Source organism: Sinorhizobium terangae, assembly GCF_009601505.1.
Classification (GTDB): Bacteria; Pseudomonadota; Alphaproteobacteria; order Rhizobiales; family Rhizobiaceae; genus Sinorhizobium; species Sinorhizobium terangae.
This window is the reverse complement of record NZ_WITC01000070.1, coordinates 22,133-39,818: the sequence shown is the minus strand read 5'-3', so window position 1 is coordinate 39,818 and position 17,686 is coordinate 22,133. Positions and strand designations below refer to the sequence as shown.

General features: G+C 62.6%; 19 protein-coding genes. 9 read left to right on the top strand and 10 right to left on the bottom strand.

What is annotated here, in order from left to right:
* Positions 1-23: 23 nt before the first annotated feature.
* The 3 genes from GHK62_RS18340 to chvI all read right to left on the bottom strand — a co-directional run bounded on the left by GHK62_RS18340 (position 24) and on the right by chvI (position 3,269).
* Positions 24-482 carry an HPr kinase/phosphorylase gene (locus GHK62_RS18340; RefSeq protein ID WP_184108619.1) on the bottom strand — a complete coding sequence of 153 codons (459 nt, stop codon included), beginning with the start codon at positions 480-482 and terminating at the stop codon, positions 24-26.
* Positions 479-2,263, bottom strand: coding sequence for a sensor histidine kinase (locus GHK62_RS18335; RefSeq protein WP_153440568.1), 1,785 nt, complete (start codon positions 2,261-2,263; stop codon positions 479-481). The genes GHK62_RS18340 and GHK62_RS18335 overlap by 4 nt, the downstream gene beginning before the upstream one ends.
* Positions 2,264-2,543: 280 nt before the next feature.
* A complete protein-coding gene (gene chvI / locus GHK62_RS18330) occupies positions 2,544-3,269 on the bottom strand; it encodes a two-component system response regulator ChvI (protein ID WP_153440567.1) in 726 nt (241 codons plus the stop codon).
* 331 nt (positions 3,270-3,600) lie between these two features.
* Here chvI and GHK62_RS18325 point away from each other — a divergent pair, with 331 nt between their 5' ends.
* The 4 genes from GHK62_RS18325 (at position 3,601) to GHK62_RS18310 (ending at position 7,192) form a co-directional block, all read left to right on the top strand.
* A complete protein-coding gene (locus tag GHK62_RS18325; protein ID WP_153440566.1) occupies positions 3,601-5,211 on the top strand; it encodes a phosphoenolpyruvate carboxykinase in 1,611 nt (536 codons plus the stop codon).
* 209 nt (positions 5,212-5,420) lie between these two features.
* Positions 5,421-5,855, top strand: a complete 435-nt coding sequence (gene arfB, locus GHK62_RS18320) for an alternative ribosome rescue aminoacyl-tRNA hydrolase ArfB (RefSeq protein ID WP_153440565.1) — start codon at positions 5,421-5,423, stop codon at positions 5,853-5,855.
* A gap of 137 nt (positions 5,856-5,992) precedes the next feature.
* Complete coding sequence (lysM, locus tag GHK62_RS18315) at positions 5,993-6,466, top strand: peptidoglycan-binding protein LysM (RefSeq protein WP_153440564.1); 474 nt, start codon at positions 5,993-5,995, stop codon at positions 6,464-6,466.
* Between the two features lie 114 nt (positions 6,467-6,580).
* Positions 6,581-7,192 (top strand): alpha-ketoglutarate-dependent dioxygenase AlkB, encoded by a 612-nt coding sequence (locus tag GHK62_RS18310; protein ID WP_153440563.1) that lies wholly within the window; start codon positions 6,581-6,583, stop codon positions 7,190-7,192.
* 49 nt (positions 7,193-7,241) lie between these two features.
* On the opposite strand, the gene coaA is transcribed toward GHK62_RS18310, so the two are convergent.
* The 7 genes from coaA to hisB all read right to left on the bottom strand — a co-directional run bounded on the left by coaA (position 7,242) and on the right by hisB (position 12,114).
* A complete protein-coding gene (gene coaA / locus GHK62_RS18305; protein WP_153440562.1) occupies positions 7,242-8,237 on the bottom strand; it encodes a type I pantothenate kinase in 996 nt (331 codons plus the stop codon).
* The gene (locus tag GHK62_RS18300) at positions 8,234-8,557 is read right to left on the bottom strand and encodes a phosphoribosyl-ATP diphosphatase (RefSeq protein WP_153440561.1); all 324 of its coding nucleotides are present in this window, start codon (positions 8,555-8,557) and stop codon (positions 8,234-8,236) included. Before GHK62_RS18300 ends, coaA begins: the two co-directional genes overlap by 4 nt.
* 243 nt (positions 8,558-8,800) lie before the next feature.
* Positions 8,801-9,577 (bottom strand): imidazole glycerol phosphate synthase subunit HisF, encoded by a 777-nt coding sequence (gene hisF, locus GHK62_RS18295; RefSeq protein WP_153440560.1) that lies wholly within the window; start codon positions 9,575-9,577, stop codon positions 8,801-8,803.
* Between the two features lie 4 nt (positions 9,578-9,581).
* Entirely contained in the window at positions 9,582-10,319 is a 738-nt protein-coding gene (gene hisA / locus GHK62_RS18290) for a 1-(5-phosphoribosyl)-5-[(5-phosphoribosylamino)methylideneamino]imidazole-4-carboxamide isomerase (protein WP_153440559.1), read from the bottom strand.
* Positions 10,320-10,353: 34 nt separating this feature from the next.
* Entirely contained in the window at positions 10,354-11,004 is a 651-nt protein-coding gene (gene hisH, locus GHK62_RS18285) for an imidazole glycerol phosphate synthase subunit HisH (RefSeq protein ID WP_153440558.1), read from the bottom strand.
* Entirely contained in the window at positions 11,004-11,480 is a 477-nt protein-coding gene (locus GHK62_RS18280; RefSeq protein ID WP_153440557.1) for a DUF2628 domain-containing protein, read from the bottom strand. The genes hisH and GHK62_RS18280 overlap by 1 nt, the downstream gene beginning before the upstream one ends.
* 25 nt (positions 11,481-11,505) lie before the next feature.
* Positions 11,506-12,114, bottom strand: a complete 609-nt coding sequence (gene hisB, locus GHK62_RS18275; RefSeq protein ID WP_153440556.1) for an imidazoleglycerol-phosphate dehydratase HisB — start codon at positions 12,112-12,114, stop codon at positions 11,506-11,508.
* Positions 12,115-12,534: 420 nt separating this feature from the next.
* On the opposite strand from hisB, the gene hslV reads away from it, so the two are divergent.
* The 5 genes from hslV (at position 12,535) to GHK62_RS18250 (ending at position 17,606) form a co-directional block, all read left to right on the top strand.
* A complete protein-coding gene (gene hslV / locus GHK62_RS18270) occupies positions 12,535-13,092 on the top strand; it encodes an ATP-dependent protease subunit HslV (protein WP_153440555.1) in 558 nt (185 codons plus the stop codon).
* Positions 13,082-13,600 carry a GNAT family N-acetyltransferase gene (locus tag GHK62_RS18265; RefSeq protein WP_153440554.1) on the top strand — a complete coding sequence of 173 codons (519 nt, stop codon included), beginning with the start codon at positions 13,082-13,084 and terminating at the stop codon, positions 13,598-13,600. Before hslV ends, GHK62_RS18265 begins: the two co-directional genes overlap by 11 nt.
* Positions 13,597-14,904, top strand: coding sequence for an ATP-dependent protease ATPase subunit HslU (gene hslU, locus GHK62_RS18260; protein WP_153440553.1), 1,308 nt, complete (start codon positions 13,597-13,599; stop codon positions 14,902-14,904). Before GHK62_RS18265 ends, hslU begins: the two co-directional genes overlap by 4 nt.
* Before the next feature lie 249 nt (positions 14,905-15,153).
* A complete protein-coding gene (locus GHK62_RS18255) occupies positions 15,154-16,098 on the top strand; it encodes a DUF1402 family protein (RefSeq protein WP_184108617.1) in 945 nt (314 codons plus the stop codon).
* Positions 16,099-16,205: 107 nt separating this feature from the next.
* Positions 16,206-17,606 (top strand): cytochrome P450, encoded by a 1,401-nt coding sequence (locus tag GHK62_RS18250; RefSeq protein ID WP_153440552.1) that lies wholly within the window; start codon positions 16,206-16,208, stop codon positions 17,604-17,606.
* The last annotated feature ends 80 nt before the right edge of the window (positions 17,607-17,686 follow it).

The window sequence follows — 17,686 nt, the reverse complement described above, 5'->3', positions numbered from 1 at the left end:
AGCCCTTATGCCTTCGGATAAGGCTAAAGTGCTAGATTTTTGGGTAGCAGCGCGTGCAGTGCATCGAGAGGCGAAACGAGGTTTTCAACGGGAACGCGCAACAGCGGCAGACTTCGCCCAATATCTAGCTGCAGCTCTTCGTTCTCGGGCGGCAGACGCTCATCGCCGGACGGTCGGACCGGCATAATCGCCCAGTCGAGAACGCAGGCCGAAACCGTTTCGGCGGCGACGATGCCGCCGCCGCGGATCTCGATCAGGCCGCGAATGGATGGGGGGCACCGGGCGATTATCCGATCGTTTAAAAGGCTGAGGTCGACCCGGTCGTCGGCGACGAGTGCCGCGAAACGTCCGCGCCGCCTCGCCTCGGAAATGCAGGAAAGCGCCAGGGCCGACTTGCCCGAACCGGAAGGGCCGGTAATCAGAAATCCGGTCGAGCCGAGAACGATGGCCGTTGCGTGGATATTGCAGGTAGGCGCGGTCACTGGTGCGGCTCGGCGGGCAGCGCGAGGATGAAGCGGGCGCCGGTCACGTGCCCGCCCTGGCCGACGATGTTTTCCGCCTTCAGCGTGCCGCCATGCGCTTCGGCGATCTGGCGCGAGATCGAAAGGCCGAGGCCGGAATTCTGGCCAAAGTCCTCGCCCTCCGGCCGGTCGGTATAGAAGCGTTCGAAAATGCGATCGATGTCTTCGGCCTGGATGCCTGGTCCGTTGTCTTCGACATAGACGATGCAGCGGGACCGCGACCGGGTCAGGCGCACGACGATGCGGCCATTCTGCTCGGGCACGAAGGAGCGGGCATTTTCGATGAGGTTCGTGACGATCTGGCCGATGCGCAGCTCGTAGCCGTTGACGACAAAGCTTGCCCGCGGATTGTCCTTGCGGTCGATGACGAAGTCGAGGAGCACCGGCTTCTTCTTGCTGCGGATCTGTCGGGAAATATCGATGAGATCGCCGAGCAGCTTCTCCAGGTCGATCTTCTTGGCGTCGCTGCGCGCCAGTTCGGCATCGAGCCGCGAGGCGTCGGAGATATCGCTGATCAGCCGGTCGAGGCGGCGTACGTCATGCTGGATGACGTCGAGCAGCCGCTTCTTCGAGTCGTCGTTGCGCGCGAGCGGCAGGGTCTCGACGGCGCTGCGCAGCGACGTGAGCGGGTTCTTGAGCTCGTGGCTGACGTCGGCGGCAAAGTTTTCGATCGCCGCGATGCGGTCATAGAGCGCCGTCGTCATTTCCCGAAGCGCCACGGAGAGGTTACCGATTTCGTCCTGGCGCGACGAGAAATCCGGGATTTCCTCCCGTTCCTTAGCGCCGCCGCGGCGCACGCGGATCGCGGCAGCCGACAGCCTTCTCAGCGGATTGGCGATCGTCGACGACAGAAGCAGCGACAGGATCACGTTGACGAGCGCGGCAACACCGAAGACGCGGATGATGGCCAGGCGCTCGGCATGGACGATCTTGTCGATGTCGCCCGCCTGCGTCGAAAGCAGGAGTACGCCAAGCACGGCGCGGAAACGCTGCACCGGCACTGCGACCGAAACGATGAGCTCGCCCTTCTCCGTCACCCGCACGACGGCGCCGCGCACACCGGTCAGCGCATTCATCACCTCCGGATAGATCGAGCCGTTGCCGCCCGGCGGCTCCTTGTAGAGCGGCAGGTCGCCCGGCTGCAGCAGCCGGTTGAGCCACATGCTGAGCTTGTCGGCGATGCCGGTCGTTTCCGGGTCGACCGGCGGAAGGTCGAAGCGCAGCACCTGGCCGCCGCTATAGAGGTGGCGGGAGTCGAGCAGGAGATCGGCATCGGCGTCGAAGAGACGGGCGCGCGTCCGCGTCGGCGAAATCAGCCGTCTGAGGACCGGTGCTACACGCTCCTGGATGATCGGGAATTCGAGATCCTCGTCGTTCGGCAGCGGCGTGATGCTTTCACCGGCCTGCAGTTCGAGCAGTTTTTCCGGATCGATGGTGATCGAGTTGGTGTCGACCGAGGCGGAGGCCGAAATGGCCCCGGCGATGATCTCGCCCTGGGTGAGCAGGCTTTCCACCCGGGCGTCGATCAGGCCCTCGCGGAACTGGTTGAGATACATGATGCCGCCGACGAGCACCACGAGCGCGACGAGGTTGAAGAAGACGATGCGCCGGGTGAGGCTCGAAAAGACGGCATTGCCGAACAGGCGCCGGATCAGCGTGAAGGGGTGCGCCCATCGGCGCTCGCTGCGCGCCGATGCCCGCCCTTCGATATCCTCGAGATCGCCCTGCAAGACTTCTACCAAGTCTCCCGCTCCCACGACGAAAATTCCGTCGCCTTCTTCTCCTAAAGCGCCGCGCGTCTAATCAGATGCGCAAAGGACGCTGTAGCTCTTTGAATGCAGTGCGCCGGCACATTGCATCCGCCTGATCCCGGGGCTCCGCCTGGTTCCCGGCTCATGCGCCGGGGCGGCTCTTGTCCCGCGGACGCGGCCTGCTCGACGCGGGTTGCCACTCCCGCGTCGCCGTTACGCCATTTCTGCATGATCCACAATCGCCGCCATGGCAAGCGTGGTGCTAAGGCCCTCAGGCCGTCTCGCGAAAACGATAGCCGACGCCGTAAAGTGTTTCGATCATGTCGAAGTCGTTGTCGACCATCTTGAACTTCTTGCGAAGCCGCTTGATGTGGCTGTCGATCGTGCGGTCATCCACATAGACCTGCTCATCATAGGCGGCATCCATCAATGCGTCGCGGCTCTTCACCACGCCCGGACGCTGCGCCAGCGAGTGCAGGATGAGAAATTCGGTGACTGTAAGCGTGACCGACTCGTTCTTCCAGGTGCAGGTGTGGCGCTCCTGGTCCATCACGAGCTGGCCGCGTTCCAGCGACCGGGACGGTGCGTCGGAAGCCTTTGCCGTGCCGATGGCGCCGACCGCGGCAAGGTCGCGATTCGGCGCGCGGCGCAGGATCGCCTTCACGCGCTCGACCAGCAGGCGCTGGGAAAAGGGCTTGGTGATGAAATCGTCGGCACCCATCTTGAGACCGAAAAGCTCGTCGATCTCCTCGTCCTTAGACGTCAGGAAAATCACCGGCAGGTCGGATTTCTGCCGCAGGCGGCGCAACAGCTCCATGCCATCCATGCGCGGCATCTTGATGTCGAAGATTGCGAGCTGCGGCGGACGCGCCAGCAGGCCCTCGAGTGCCGATGCACCGTCGGTGTAGGTTTCGACCTTGTAGCCCTCGGCTTCCAGCGCGATGGACACGGATGTCAGGATATTGCGGTCGTCATCGACAAGCGCGATGGTCTGCATCGTATTCAACTCCGTCTTATTTTGGTCCGTTGGCCAGACCCGCTGCAGGAATCGCGGCAATCGCGAGTCATCGGCGTTACTTGAGTATAAAGGTGGAACAAATTGTGGCGAAGCAGAAAAGCGCCGCCTGTCAATCGTCTCGGGACTGGCCGACAAATGTGTCTTGGTGAAGCATAATTCAACCGATTAAAAAATACACATTTTTCTTTAAATCGATTAATATACTGATATCATTATTGTTTTAGGAGTCGATATCTTGTCTTCGATCAACCTTGTCGGTATGTTCCGACGATCTTCACCACCGATGGCCAATGACAAAGGAAGCTTGACCATGGAGCAACTCGGCAGCCGCAACCCCTCGAACGGACTGGAAACAATAGGCTTTTCGGACCTGGCTTTCGTCCGCTACAACTTCGAGGCAGCGGAGCTTTACGAGGACGCCCTTCGCCGTGGCGAGGCGCAATTGACCGCACACGGCGCACTCTGCGCTCGGACCGGGCAGCACACGGGCCGCTCCCCCAAGGACAAGTTCGTCGTCCGCGACGCGGCGACCGCTGACCAGATCTGGTGGGACAACAACAACGCGATGTCGGCCGAAAACTTCGAGCGCCTGCGCCAGGACATGCTTGCTCATGCCAAGGGCAAGTCGCTTTACGTGCAGGACCTCATCGGCGGCGCCGATCCGGCCCATGCCCTGCCGACGCGCGTCGTCACCGAGCTCGCCTGGCACTCGCTTTTTATCCGCAATCTCTTGATCCGCCCGGCGCGCGAGGCGCTTGCGGGCTTCGAGCCGAAACTGACGATCATCGACTTGCCGAGCTTCCGGGCGGATCCGGCGCGCCACGGTTGCCGCAGCGAGACGGTAATCGCCTGTGACCTCACGAACGGCCTCGTCCTGATCGGCGGCACCTCCTATGCCGGCGAAATGAAGAAGTCGGTCTTTACGGTGCTCAACTATCTCCTGCCGAAAAAGGATGTCATGCCGATGCATTGCTCGGCCAATGTCGGTCCCGCGGGAGACACTGCCATCTTCTTCGGCCTCTCCGGCACGGGCAAGACCACGCTTTCGGCCGACCCCGCCCGCACGCTCATCGGCGATGACGAGCACGGATGGGGCGAGGACGGCGTCTTCAATTTCGAGGGCGGCTGCTATGCCAAGGCGATCAAGCTCTCGGCCACGGCCGAGCCGGAGATCTATGCCACAACCCGGCGCTTCGGCACCGTGATGGAGAACGTCGTGCTCGATCAGCGCCGCGTACCTGACTTCGACGACGGCTCGCTGACGGAAAACACCCGTATCGCCTATCCGCTGGACTTCATTCCGAATGCCAGCGAAACGGGCACGGCGCCGCAGCCGCGCACCGTCATCATGCTGACGGCGGATGCCTTTGGCGTCATGCCGCCGATCGCCAGGCTGACACCCGAACAGGCGATGTATCACTTCCTGTCCGGCTACACGGCCAAGGTCGCCGGAACGGAAAAGGGCGTGACCGAACCGGAAGCGACCTTCTCGACCTGCTTCGGCGCTCCGTTCATGCCGCGCCATCCGTCGGAATACGGCAATCTGCTGAAGGACCTCATTGCCAAGAACGGCGTCACCTGCTGGCTAGTCAACACCGGCTGGACCGGCGGCGCCTACGGCACGGGGCATCGCATGCCGATCAAGGTGACGCGTGCGCTGCTTTCGGCAGCCCTTGACGGTTCGCTCAACGATGCGGCGTTCCGCACCGACGCGAATTTCGGCTTTGCCGTCCCGGTATCCGTGCCGGGCGTCAACGACGGCATTCTCGATCCGCGTTCGACATGGGCGGACGGCGTGGCCTATGACTCCCAGGCGCGCCGCCTGGTCGACATGTTCGTCGCCAACTTCGCCAAGTTCGAAAGCCATGTCGACGGCAGCGTGCGCGACGCGGCACCCGGAGCGAAGGTCGCCGCCGAATAAAGATCGCCGGCTATGATTCACGTGAAACCCGGTCCGTTGGGCCGGGTTTTCGCGTTTTATCCCGATTGTTTTCAAATGCTTCGCTATAGGCCACAGTGGATTTCGGAGCGATTCGATCCAAAATCATGAACGTGATCGATTCTGATGGGTTAGAGAGGGGAAGGGGAACCGCCTGCCCGCGGCATCAGCACGACTGAAACGGAGCAACCATGGCCAGCGAACCGCTGTACATCAACGACGGCATCGTCATTGCCGGCTGGGAATTGACGGAGCAGTTCGTGCTGGCCGGAGGACCGGGCGGACAGAACGTCAACAAGGTGTCGACGGCGGTCCAGCTCTTCTTCGACATTCAGGCCTCGCCGTCGCTGCCGGATCGCGTCAAGGCAAATGCATTGAGGCTTGCGGGCCGCCGTGCCTCAAAGGACGGCGTGCTGATGATCGAGGCCAGTCGTTTTCGCAGCCAGGAGCGCAATCGCGAGGATGCCCGCGAGCGGCTGAAGGAGCTCATTCTGAAGGCGGCCGAGCCGCCGCCACCCCCGCGCAAGAAGACGAAGCCGACCCGCAGTTCGATCGAGCGGCGGCTGAAGGAGAAATCCGGCCGCGCCGAAATCAAGAAGCTTCGCGGGCGGCCCGGCGGCGAGTGAGGAAGTCTGCGAGCGTGCGTAAGAAACCGCGCCCGCGGCTCCTCGTACGGGCCAAGTGAATCTTTCGGCCGCTCTCTTGAACTTTCGCCGGTGCCGCCCTCTTTTATCGAGGGGCATCTGCGGAAGAGGAGGCAACCATGGGTTTGTTCAGCTTTATCAAGAATGCCGGCAAGAAGCTTGGGATCGGCAGCGACGATACGCCGCCGGATGCCGACAGTGTCCAGAAGGAACTCGCCTCGCATGACCTCGGCACCAAGGACGTGCAGGTCGAAGTCGTGGACGACAAGGTTGTCCTCAAGGGCGTCGTCAAGGATCAGTCGACGTTCGAAAAGGCCGTCGTGGCTGTCGGCAACACGCTCGGCGTGTCGGCGGTGGAAGCCTCCGATCTTAAGGTCGCGGACGCCGGCGCCGCGCCCGCACCCGCCAAGGCCCCCGTCTTCTACACCGTTAAGAAGGGCGACAATCTCTGGAAGATTGCCGAGACGCAGTACGGCAAGGGTAAGGGCGCCAAACACCCGCTGATCTTCGAAGCGAATAAGCCGATGCTGAAAGATCCCGACAAGATCTATCCGGGGCAGGTTCTGCGCATTCCGGATCTGGACGCTGGCTGAGCGGCGGTTTTTTTCGGGTGGCGACCGAGTTCCGCGATAGCTATAGAGCGGGCGAGTTCGGGTTTGACGAACTGGGGCCCGTCGATCGCAGCAGCGGATGACGGGACACACACAATGCAGGTTCTGCCGAAAGGGATAAGACATATTCCGGGTTTCCTCGACCGCTCCCGTCAGGAGGAATTGGTCGAGGCCATTCGCCTGGTCGTGACGGAGGCGCCGCTCTTCGTGCCGGAAATGCCGAAGACCGGCAAGCCGATGTCGGTGCGCATGACCAATTGCGGTCCGCTCGGCTGGGTTACCGATCGGGAAGGGGGCTATCGCTACCAGGCGAAGCACCCGGTGACGGGCAAGCCCTGGCCGGCAATGCCGGCCGCACTCAACGACATCTGGCGCGCAGTTTCGGCAAGCGACAAGGAGCCGGAGGCCTGCCTCGTCAACTTCTATTCCGCAGACGCGCGCATGGGCCTGCATCAGGACAGGGACGAGAAGGACCTCGAGACCGCCGTCGTTTCGATATCGCTCGGCGATACCTGCCTCTTTCGGGTTGGGGGCCGGGAACGCAGTGGACAGACGATCTCGTTCAAGCTTGCAAGCGGCGACGTCGTCGTGCTCGGCGGCGAAGGCAGGCTAGCCTTCCACGGCGTCGACCGCATCTATCCGAACACCTCGACGCTCCTGAAGAACGGCGGCCGCCTGAATCTCACCTTGCGCCGGGTCAATCCTTAGAAGTCGGATGAGGAATCGGGCGCGGCCGTACTGGGGCGCCGTGCTCGCTTCAAAGCTTCCGGAGCGCCACCGTTTGCGTCAGGTGGTTGGGGCCCTTCTGCAGGATCAGGTCCGCGCGCGGCCGTGTCGGCAGGATGTTCTGGTGCAGGTTTTTCAGATTGATGTTGTGCCAGAGCCCCTCGGCGATGGCGCGTGCCGCGTCCTCGCTGATCGTCGCATAGCGGTGGAAGAAGGACTGCGGGCTCTTGAAGGCCGTTTCGCGCAGCCGCATGAAGCGGCTCACGTACCAGCTGTGTATGAGGCTTTCCTCGGCATCGATATAGATCGAGAAATCGAAGAAATCCGATACCATCGGCACGATCTTGCCGTCGGCCGGCAGATTGCGCGACTGCAGCACGTTGATTCCTTCGAAGATCAGGATGTCCGGCCGGTCGATGGTCTGGAACCGGTCCGGGATGACGTCGTAGGTCAGGTGCGAATAAGTTGGTGCCTTGACGTTCGGCTGGCCCGCCTTGATCGCCGAGAGGAAGCGCAGGAGCGCGCCGATGTCGTAGCTCTCCGGAAAACCCTTGCGATCCATCATGTTTTCCCGCTGCAGGATCGCGTTCGGGTAGAGAAAGCCGTCAGTGGTGATCAGGTCGACCTTCGGGCTCGAGGGCCAGCGCGCCAACAGCTCGGCGAGAATGCGCGCCGTCGTCGATTTGCCGACGGCGACCGAACCGGCGATGCCGATGACGAAGGGCGTCTTCGTTTCGTCGGACATGCTGAGGAAGCGCTTGCGCTGCTGGAACAGGATCTGCGAAGCCTCGACATGGGCGGAAAGCAGGCGCGACAGCGACAGGTAGATCCGGCGTACCTCGCCAAGGTCGACCGGGTCGTTCAGCGAGCGCAGGCGCTGCACCTCATCGGCCGTCAGCGTCAAAGGTGTGTCGGCACGAAAGCGCGACCATTCCTCGGCTGAGAACACATGATAGGGCGAGTAGTCCCCACCTTGGAGGTTGCCTGGAAGATCCGCGGCGTCGACGTCTTTCGCTGCGATAGTCATGGATTTTTCCGGTTTGCCTTCTCCTCAAGGCCGGACTGGCTGGTCCGCCTGGCAAGTTCGTCCATTACATCCTGCAACGGGATGGCTGCAATGTTCAATACGACCATAAGATGATAGAGAAGGTCGGCACTCTCATCGACCAGATTCTTGCGGTCGTCGCTGATCGCAGCGATCACGGCTTCGACCGCCTCCTCGCCGAGCTTCTTTGCCGCCTTGCGCTGGCCGGCCGCGACGAGCTTGGCGGTCCAGGATTCCTCCGGTGCCGCCTTTGCCCGCACGGCCACGATGTTTTCGAGATCGGAAAGAGTGAACGTGGTCATGGTTGGCTCCCTTGGGTCTTGTGCGGCATCCCGGTCAACCCCCTCTGGCCTGCCGGCCATCTCCTCCACAAGGGGGGAGAAAACAAGCGGCTGCCCCTGTTGTCCGACCGATAAGCTGCGGCGAGCGGAATGCACGGACGGAGGCGCGGAGCGTGCCGCATCTGTTCTCTCCCCTTGTGGAGGAGATGGCCGGCGGGCCAGAGGGGGTAGCAATCGCGCGGCCCTTGCATGCTCGCATAGTCGTCAGTCGAGCCGCATGGCGATGCCGTGCTCGGCCATATAACGCTTCGCCTCGCCGATACTGTAAGTGCCGAAATGGAAGATCGACGCTGCGAGCACCGCCGTCGCGTGGCCGTCGCGCACGCCTTCCACCATGTGGTCGAGCGTCCCGACGCCGCCAGAGGCGATGACGGGCGCACGCACCGCATCGGCAATCGCCCGCGTGAGCGCGACATCGTAGCCGCTTTTCGTGCCGTCGCGATCCATGGACGTCAGCAGGATTTCGCCGGCGCCGAGATCGACGACCTTCCGGGCGAATTCGACGGCGTCGATGCCGGTCCGCTCGCGTCCGCCATGGGTGAAGATCTCCCAGCGGTCCGCCTCGCCCTCGGCGGATACCTTCTTGGCATCGATCGCGACGACGATGCACTGGTTGCCGAACTTGTCGGCGGCCTCCGCGACGAACTCCGGATTCTTCACCGCCGCCGTGTTGATCGACACCTTGTCGGCGCCGGCAAGCAGCAGCTTGCGGATATCGGAAACCTGCCGCACGCCGCCGCCGACGGTGAGCGGCATGAAGCATTGTTCGGCGGTACGGGCGACGACGTCGAAGATCGTTTCGCGATTGTCCGAGGAGGCGGTGATGTCGAGGAAACAGAGCTCGTCGGCACCGGCCGCGTCATAGGCGCGCGCCGCCTCGACCGGGTCGCCCGCGTCGATGAGGTCGACGAAATTGACGCCCTTGACGACACGTCCGTCCTTGACGTCGAGGCAGGGGATTACGCGGGCTTTCAAGGTCATCGGATCATCCCTTTCTCGCGGCGCGGATCAATGCCAGCGCTTCCTGCGGGTCGATGCGGCCGTCGTAGAGCGCGCGACCGGAAATGGCGCCCTCGAGCTTGCGCGCATCCGGCTGGATCATGCGGCGAATGTCGTCCATCGAGGCGAGGCCACCTGAGGCGATCACCGGGATCGACACCGCATCGGCAAGCTCCAGCGTCGAAGCCCAGTTGATGCCGGTCAGAATGCCGTCGCGGTCGATATCCGTATAGATGATCGCCGCGACGCCGGCGCCCTCGAATTTCTTCGCAAGCTCGATGACGCCGAGCTCGGAGGCCTCTGCCCAGCCCTCGACCGCCACCTTGCCGCCCTTGGCGTCGATGCCGACGGCGATCCTGCCGGGGAATTTGTGGCAGGCTTCGATGACGAGCGCCGGATCGCGCACGGCCACGGTGCCGAGAATGACACGTGCGAGCCCGCGCGAAAGCCAGTTCTCAATGTGCGCCAGGGTGCGGATGCCCCCGCCAAGCTGCACCGGATTGCGCGTTGCCTCGAGGATCGCGTCGACCGCCGCGCCGTTCACCGTCTCACCGGCAAAGGCACCGTTCAGGTCGACGACATGCAGCCACTCGAAGCCCTGCTCCTCGAAGGCGCGCGCCTGGGCGGCCGGATCGGGATTATAGACGGTCGCCTGGTCCATGTCGCCGAGCTTCAGGCGCACGCATTGTCCGTCCTTGAGGTCGATCGCGGGGAAGAGAATCATGTGTTGATCCGATCAAGAATGAACGCCGGCAGCCTCAAGGCTTCCAACGCAGGAAATTCGAAATGAGGGCGAGGCCAAGCGTCTGGCTCTTTTCCGGGTGGAACTGCGAGCCCGCCTTGTTGTCGCGTGCGACGAAGGCGGTCACCGGGCCGCCGTAGTCCGCTTCCGCGATGACGTCCTCGGGTTTCTCGGCGGCGAGATGATAGGAATGCACGAAATAGGCATGCAGGCCGTTTTCGCCGGTCGGAATTCCTGCAAAAAGCGCGTGCGGCCGGTTGAGCTTGAGCGTGTTCCAGCCGATCTGGGGGATTTTCAGCGACGGATCGGCCGGTGTCATTTCCTTGACGTCGCCCGGAATCCAGCCGAAGCCCTTTGTGATCGTCTTTTCGAGCCCGCGCGACGACATGAGTTGCATGCCGACGCAGATCCCGAGAAACGGACGCCCGTCCTTCTCGACAGCCTGTTTCAGCGCGTCTTCCATGCCGGCGACCGCAGCGAGGCCGCGGCGGCAATCGGCATAGGCGCCGACGCCCGGCAGGACGATGCGCTCGGCGGACGCCACCCGTTCCGGCCTGTCGGTCAGGTCGATCTCCGCCGCGATGCCGGCTTCCCGTGCCGCCCGTTCGAAGGCTTTCGTGGCCGAGCGCAGATTGCCCGACCCATAGTCAATGATGGCGACCCGCATCAGCGTTCTCCATAGGGTTGAAAGAGGCCAAGGCCGGCGCTGCTGTCGGCCCGCTTCGCCGCAGAGCGCTCGTCTGACGGCAACGGAGTTGCCGTCTTACCATCCGCCGTGGCCGGTATGTTGGAAAAATAGATCTCTTCCGCTGTTTCCAGATCGCGCGCCGGGACGATCAAGCGAAGCGTCCAGTCTCGCTTCTTGAGGTTCCGCGCGACCAGAAGCGGGCCTTCGAGCGATACCAGCAGGCTGAGCGCCAGTTGCATGAAAAGCGAGGGGGCAAAGGCACCCGGTACGCTGGACAGGAAGATTAACAGGATTTGCAGAACGGCAACTGCGATTCCAAGAAGCCATGCCCGCTTGCTCATCAGCCAAAGCGCGGGAAAGAAAAATGCGGGCCAGGAAAATCCGTCCGCGATGAACCGCGCCCTTTCGTCATCGGCCGGTGCGCCGGGCGGGGTCATGATCAGATAAGAAGCCATGGGTCTCAGCCGGGGTATTGCCGGCTCAGGCGAGCGTTCCCTTGGTCGAGGGCACGCGTCCAGCCTGGCGCGGATCGATTTCGGTTGCGGTGCGAAGCACGCGGGCGACGGACTTGAAGCAGGTCTCGGCGATATGATGATTGTTGGCGCCGTAGATGTTCTGGATATGCAGCGTGATGCCTGCATGCTGGGCCAGCGCCTGGAAGAATTCACGCACCAGTTCCGTGTCGAAGCTGCCGATCTTCGGCGAGGTGAAAGCCACGTTCCAGACGAGGAACGGCCGGCCGGAAACATCGACGGCGGCGCGCGTCATCGTTTCGTCCATGGCCAGGTCGATCGAGGCGTAGCGCGTGATGCCGCGGCGATCGCCGAGCGCCTTGGCGAGTGCCTGGCCGAGCGCAATCCCGGTGTCCTCGACGGTGTGATGGTCGTCGATGTGCAGGTCGCCGTCCGCCTTGATCTCCATGTCGATCAGCGAATGGCGCGAAAGCTGGTCCAGCATATGGTCGAAGAAGCCGACGCCGGTCGCAATCTTCGACGTTCCCGTTCCGTCGATGTTGACGGAGACCGATACAGCGGTTTCATTTGTCTTTCTGGAAACTTGGCCGCTGCGGCTGGGCATGCTTTCTGCCATCAGGCTCTCCTGTACGCGTTCGATCCGGATGATTTCGCTCTGAAACGCCCGGAAATCAGCGGGATCGATACTAAAACTAGAGCTGGATGTGCGGGAGGAAAATCACGTCACACTTTTCCCGTACCGTTCCAGAGCCGCTCCATATCAGGGGAGGCGCGAAATATCCAGAACCGTCATGGAAATTCGACCGATCGCGGTCGGCGGCACGGAAGATCGCCGGCAGACTGCACGACCAATTGCAATCGCGCGGCGTGCACTTACATAGGCGTCAAGCAACCAGGCTCGCCTGCAGCGGCGCGCGTCTCGCAAAAATCGCTGCAGCACTCTAAAGTCGCTGCATGATTTTGCCCTTAAATCATCCCGATCAGGGCGATCGTGCAGTGGAGCCGCAACGCCCCCGAGGGCCCGATAGGTATCTTGATGAGTGAACACAATCCCTACGGAACGATGCATGCGACCACCATCATCACGGTGCGCAAGGATGGCAAGGTGGTGATGGCGGGCGACGGTCAGGTCAGTCTCGGCCAGACCGTCATGAAGAGCAACGCCCGCAAGGTCCGGCGCCTGTCGAAGGGCGACGTGATGGCCGGCTTTGCCGGTGCGACGGCGGATGCCTTCACGCTGCTCGAACGGCTCGAGGCCAAGCTCGAGCAATATCCCGACCAGCTCATGCGTGCCGCCGTCGAACTCGCCAAGGATTGGCGCACGAACAAATACCTGCGCAATCTCGAGGCGATGATGCTCGTCGCCGACAGATCCATTACGCTGGCAATCACCGGCAATGGCGACGTGCTCGAACCCGAACACGGCACGATCGCGATCGGCTCGGGCGGAAACTATGCCCTGGCGGCCGCGCGTGCGCTGATGGACAGCGACAAGTCCGCGGAAGAGATCGCTCGGCGCGCGCTCGAAATCGCGGGTGATATCTGCGTCTACACCAACCACAATCTCGTGGTGGAGACGCTGGATGCCGAATGACGGGATCGACGTCAGTTTCCTGTCCGTAGCCGACAGCCACCTGTCGATGCTGCATGGCTGGCTTTCAGAGCCGCATGTACGGCAGTGGTGGGGCGACCCGGACAAGGAACTGGAATCGATCCGCGATGGCTGCGCGAGCGGCGAAGTGGAGGGCTTCATTTTTCATGTCGACGGAAAGCCCGCCGGATACATTCAGTCCTGGACGCCGTCCCAGTATGACGAGCCCTGGGCGAAGGATCTGCCGTCCGACACGCCCGGCGTGGATATCTTCGTAGGCCCGCCTGAAATGACTGGAAAAGGCATCGCTGCCCTGGCGCTCAAGGCCTTTGCCGAAAGACTGTTCGAAAACGGCGCCGTCCGCATCGTGATCGACCCTGACGCCGGCAACCGCCGCGCGGTCCGGGCCTATTCGAAGGCAGGCTTCGTGCCCTTTGGCGAATGGATAGACGAGTCCGGCCGCACGCTCCTGATGGAGCTGACGCGCACGGAGTTTGAGAGGAATTCATGAGCAACTTTTCACCCAGAGAAATCGTGTCGGAGCTCGACCGCTACATCATCGGCCAGAAGGACGCGAAGCGCGCCGTTGCCATTGCCTTGCGCAACCGCTGGCGGCGCCAGCAGCTTGACGACGATCTGCGCGACGAGGTGATGCCGAAAAATATCCTGATGATCGGCCCGACCGGCGTCGGCAAGACGGAAATCTCCCGGCGGCTGGCGAAGCTTGCTGGCGCCCCCTTCGTCAAGGTCGAAGCCACCAAGTTCACCGAGGTCGGCTATGTCGGCCGTGACGTGGAGCAGATCGTTCGTGATCTCGTTGAGGTCGGCATCACATTGGTGCGGGAGAAGAAGCGCGCCGACGTCAAGGCGAAGGCCCATCAGAACGCCGAAGAACGTGTGCTCGATGCCCTGGTCGGCGCGACGGCCTCGCCCGCGACGCGCGATTCCTTCCGCAAGAAATTGCGCGCCAACGAGCTCGACGACAAGGAAATCGAGATCGATGTTGCCGAAACCGGCGCTCCGGGGGCCTTCGAGATTCCGGGCATGCCGGGCGCCAATATCGGTGTCCTCAATCTTTCCGAAATGTTCGGCAAGGCGCTCGGCGGCGGCAGGACCAAGAAGGTCAAGACGACCGTCAAGGCCTCCTATGAGCTGTTGATCAACGACGAGTCCGATAAGCTGCTCGACAACGAGCAGATCCAGCGTGAGGCCGTGTCGGCAGCCGAGAACGACGGCATCGTATTCCTCGACGAGATCGACAAGATCGCCGCCCGCGACGGCGGCATGGGTGCCGGCGTATCGCGAGAAGGCGTCCAGCGGGACCTGCTGCCGCTGGTCGAGGGCACGACGGTCGCGACGAAATACGGGCCGGTGAAGACGGATCACATCCTCTTTATCGCCTCCGGCGCATTCCACGTCTCCAAGCCGTCGGATCTGCTTCCGGAGCTGCAGGGCCGCCTGCCGATCCGCGTAGAGCTGCGCGCGCTTACCAAGGAGGATTTCCGCCGTATCCTGACCGAGACCGAGGCAAGCCTCATCCGCCAGTACAAGGCGCTTCTCGACACGGAGGAAGTAAAGCTCGATTTCACCGAGGATGCGATCGACGCACTCGCCGAGGTCGCGGTTCAGCTCAACACCAACGTCGAGAATATCGGTGCGCGCCGCCTGCAGACGGTGATGGAGCGGGTTCTCGACGACGTGTCCTTCAACGCGCCGGACCGTGGCGGCCAGACGGTGATGATCGATGCGGAATATGTCCGCGAGCACGTCGGCGATCTCGCCGCCAACACGGACCTGTCACGCTATATTTTGTGACCCGCTACAGCGCCGCGCATCCTGTCAGGGGCGCAAGGGATGCTGTGGCACTTTGAATCGCTGTGCCGGAGGGAAGCAAACTCCGGCACTCGCCGAATTGTGAGGCGCCCGTCCCTCGACAGGCGCATTTATTTTTTCTACAGCGGTCGGTGATCGATCGAAGGCCGGGCATTATTCCGACATGATCTTGCCGTAGGGGCCGCGCGCTCGAATGACCGGGGGTCCGGAGTTTCATAGGAAGAACAGATCGTGCGTCTCACCGCCTGCTTGCTCGTCATCGCCACGCTTTGCCTCTCCGCCGGTCCGGGAGCCGCGGCGGAAATGGTTCCCGCGGGCAACCGCCACGTCGAGCAGCCGAAGATACCGGGCGCCTCGGTTCGCCGCACGAAAGCGGGCCGAACCTCCTTCAATGCCAAATACGAGAAAGTGCGTGATCTGCTCGCCAGCGATCGCCAGCTCGTCGGCAAGATCAAGTCGGTCGCCGGCGCCTATGGCATCGCGCCGATCCACATGATCGGCGCCATCGTCGGCGAGCATACCTACAATGTCGATGCCTATGACCGGCTGCAATCCTATTATGTCAAGGCGGCCGCCTATGCCGGCAACAGCTTCCAGTTCGGCTATGACGGCGAGTCCGTTGACGAGTTCGTCGCGCGACCGCAGTTTTCCGCCTGCGCCGGCAAGGACAATTCCTATGCGCTGTGGAGTTGCCGCGAGCGCGTGTGGGAGAGCGAGTTCCGCGGCCGCTCGGTCGGCGGGCAATCCTTCCCGAACAACCGCTTCAGCGCCGTCTTCTTCCAGCCCTTTTTCGCTGGCCAGACATTCGGTCTCGGCCAGATCAATCCATTGACCGCCCTGATGCTGACGGACATGGTTTCGCGCGTTTCGGGCTACGAGCGCCTGGATGAGAACAACGCCGCGGGCGTTTATGAGGCGATCATGGATCCGGACGTCTCGCTCGCCTATATGGCGGCCTCGATCCGCCACTCGATCGATGCCTATCGCTCGATCGCCGGCATGGACATCTCCAACAATCCAGGTCTGACCGCGACGCTCTACAATGTCGGTAATCCGGATCAGCGCGCCGCGGCGCTCGCAGCGAAAAACCAGGGCGGCGAGGTCCATTGGCCGGAGGAGAATTATTACGGCTGGCTCGTCAACGACAAGCTCGCCGAACTGGAAGGCCTGCTTTGAGCCGAGTGAGGCTCGTCCGCTTCGCTCATTTGTGATTCACGTGAAGCATCTTCCTCGATTGCGCCGTATATAATTGCAACGGTAGACGATCGAGAAAGGCCTCCATCATGGACACGCGACCGGAACCCTTCGAGCCGCCCGCGCCCGAACCCCGGGTCGGCATTCCCTCGCGGCTGCAGATCATCCGCACGGTCTTTCGCAATCCGCTGGAACTCTGGGGCGAGCCCTCCTACACGCTGCCCTGGATCGAGACGAAATTCATCAATCAGCGCACCCTGATCGTCAACGATCCCGGTCTCATCCGCCATGTGCTCGTCGAGAATGCCGGCAATTACGAGATGGCGGTCGTCCGGCAGCTGATCCTTCGCCCGATCCTTCGCGACGGCCTGCTGACGGCGGAAGGCGATATCTGGAAGCGGTGCCGCAAGGCGATGGCGCCGGTTTTCACGCCGCGGCACGCCAAGGGCTTTGCCGGCCAGATGCACCGCGTCTGCGAGGAATTCGTTGAGCGCTACGAGCGCGCCGGCGCAGAGCCATTGGTGACGAACGTTGCCGTCGACATGACTGAGCTCACCTTCGAGATCCTCGCCGAAACCCTCTTTTCCGGCGAGATCGCCGTCGAAAAGCAAGGCTTTGCGGGCAACGTCGAGGAGTTGCTGCACCGGATGGGCCGAGTCGATCCCGTGGATCTCCTGATGGCGCCGCCGTGGGTGCCGCGGCTGACCCGCATCGGCGGCAAGAAGGTCCTGAACCGGTTCCGGTCGATCGTTTCCGACACAATGGCGCAACGCCGGCGGCGGATGGCGGAGGAATCCGAACGCGTTCCGAACGATTTTCTGACGCTGTTGCTGCAGCTCGAAGGGCCCGAGGGTCTTTCGACGTCCGAGATCGAAGACAATATCCTGACTTTCATCGGCGCCGGGCATGAAACGACGGCGCGGGCGCTCGCCTGGACCCTCTACTGCATCGCCAATACGCCGGCCTATCGCGAGGTGATGGAGCGCGAGGTAGACGAGGTGGTGACAAGCGGCGCTGACCCCGTCGAATGGCTTGATCGCATGCCGCATGTGCTTGCCGCCTTCGAGGAGGCGTTGCGGCTCTATCCGCCCGCGCCGTCCATCAACCGCGCCGCAATCGAGCAAGATGAGTGGACATCGCCGGCCGGCGAATATGTCCGCATCGAAAAAGGCATAACGGTGCTAATCATGCCTTGGACGCTCCATCGGCACGCGCTCTATTGGCAGAAGCCGCGCGCGTTCATGCCGGAGCGCTTCCTCCCGGAGAACCGGGAGAAGATCAACCGGTTCCAGTATCTGCCCTTCGGTGCGGGCCCGCGCGTCTGCATCGGCGCGACCTTCGCCCTGCAGGAGGCGGTTATCGCGCTCGGCGTGTTGATGCACCGTTTCCGCTTCGATCTGACCGAGGCGACCCATCCCTGGCCGGTGCAGCGGCTGACGACGCAACCGAGGGGCGGCCTGCCGATGAAGGTGTCGCTGCGGGCTGAGTAGGTCCCTGAGTGGCCACCGTACCGTTGCAATCTGATTGGACGCCGCACCAACCAGACGCACAAAGGTCGCTCTCACGCGAT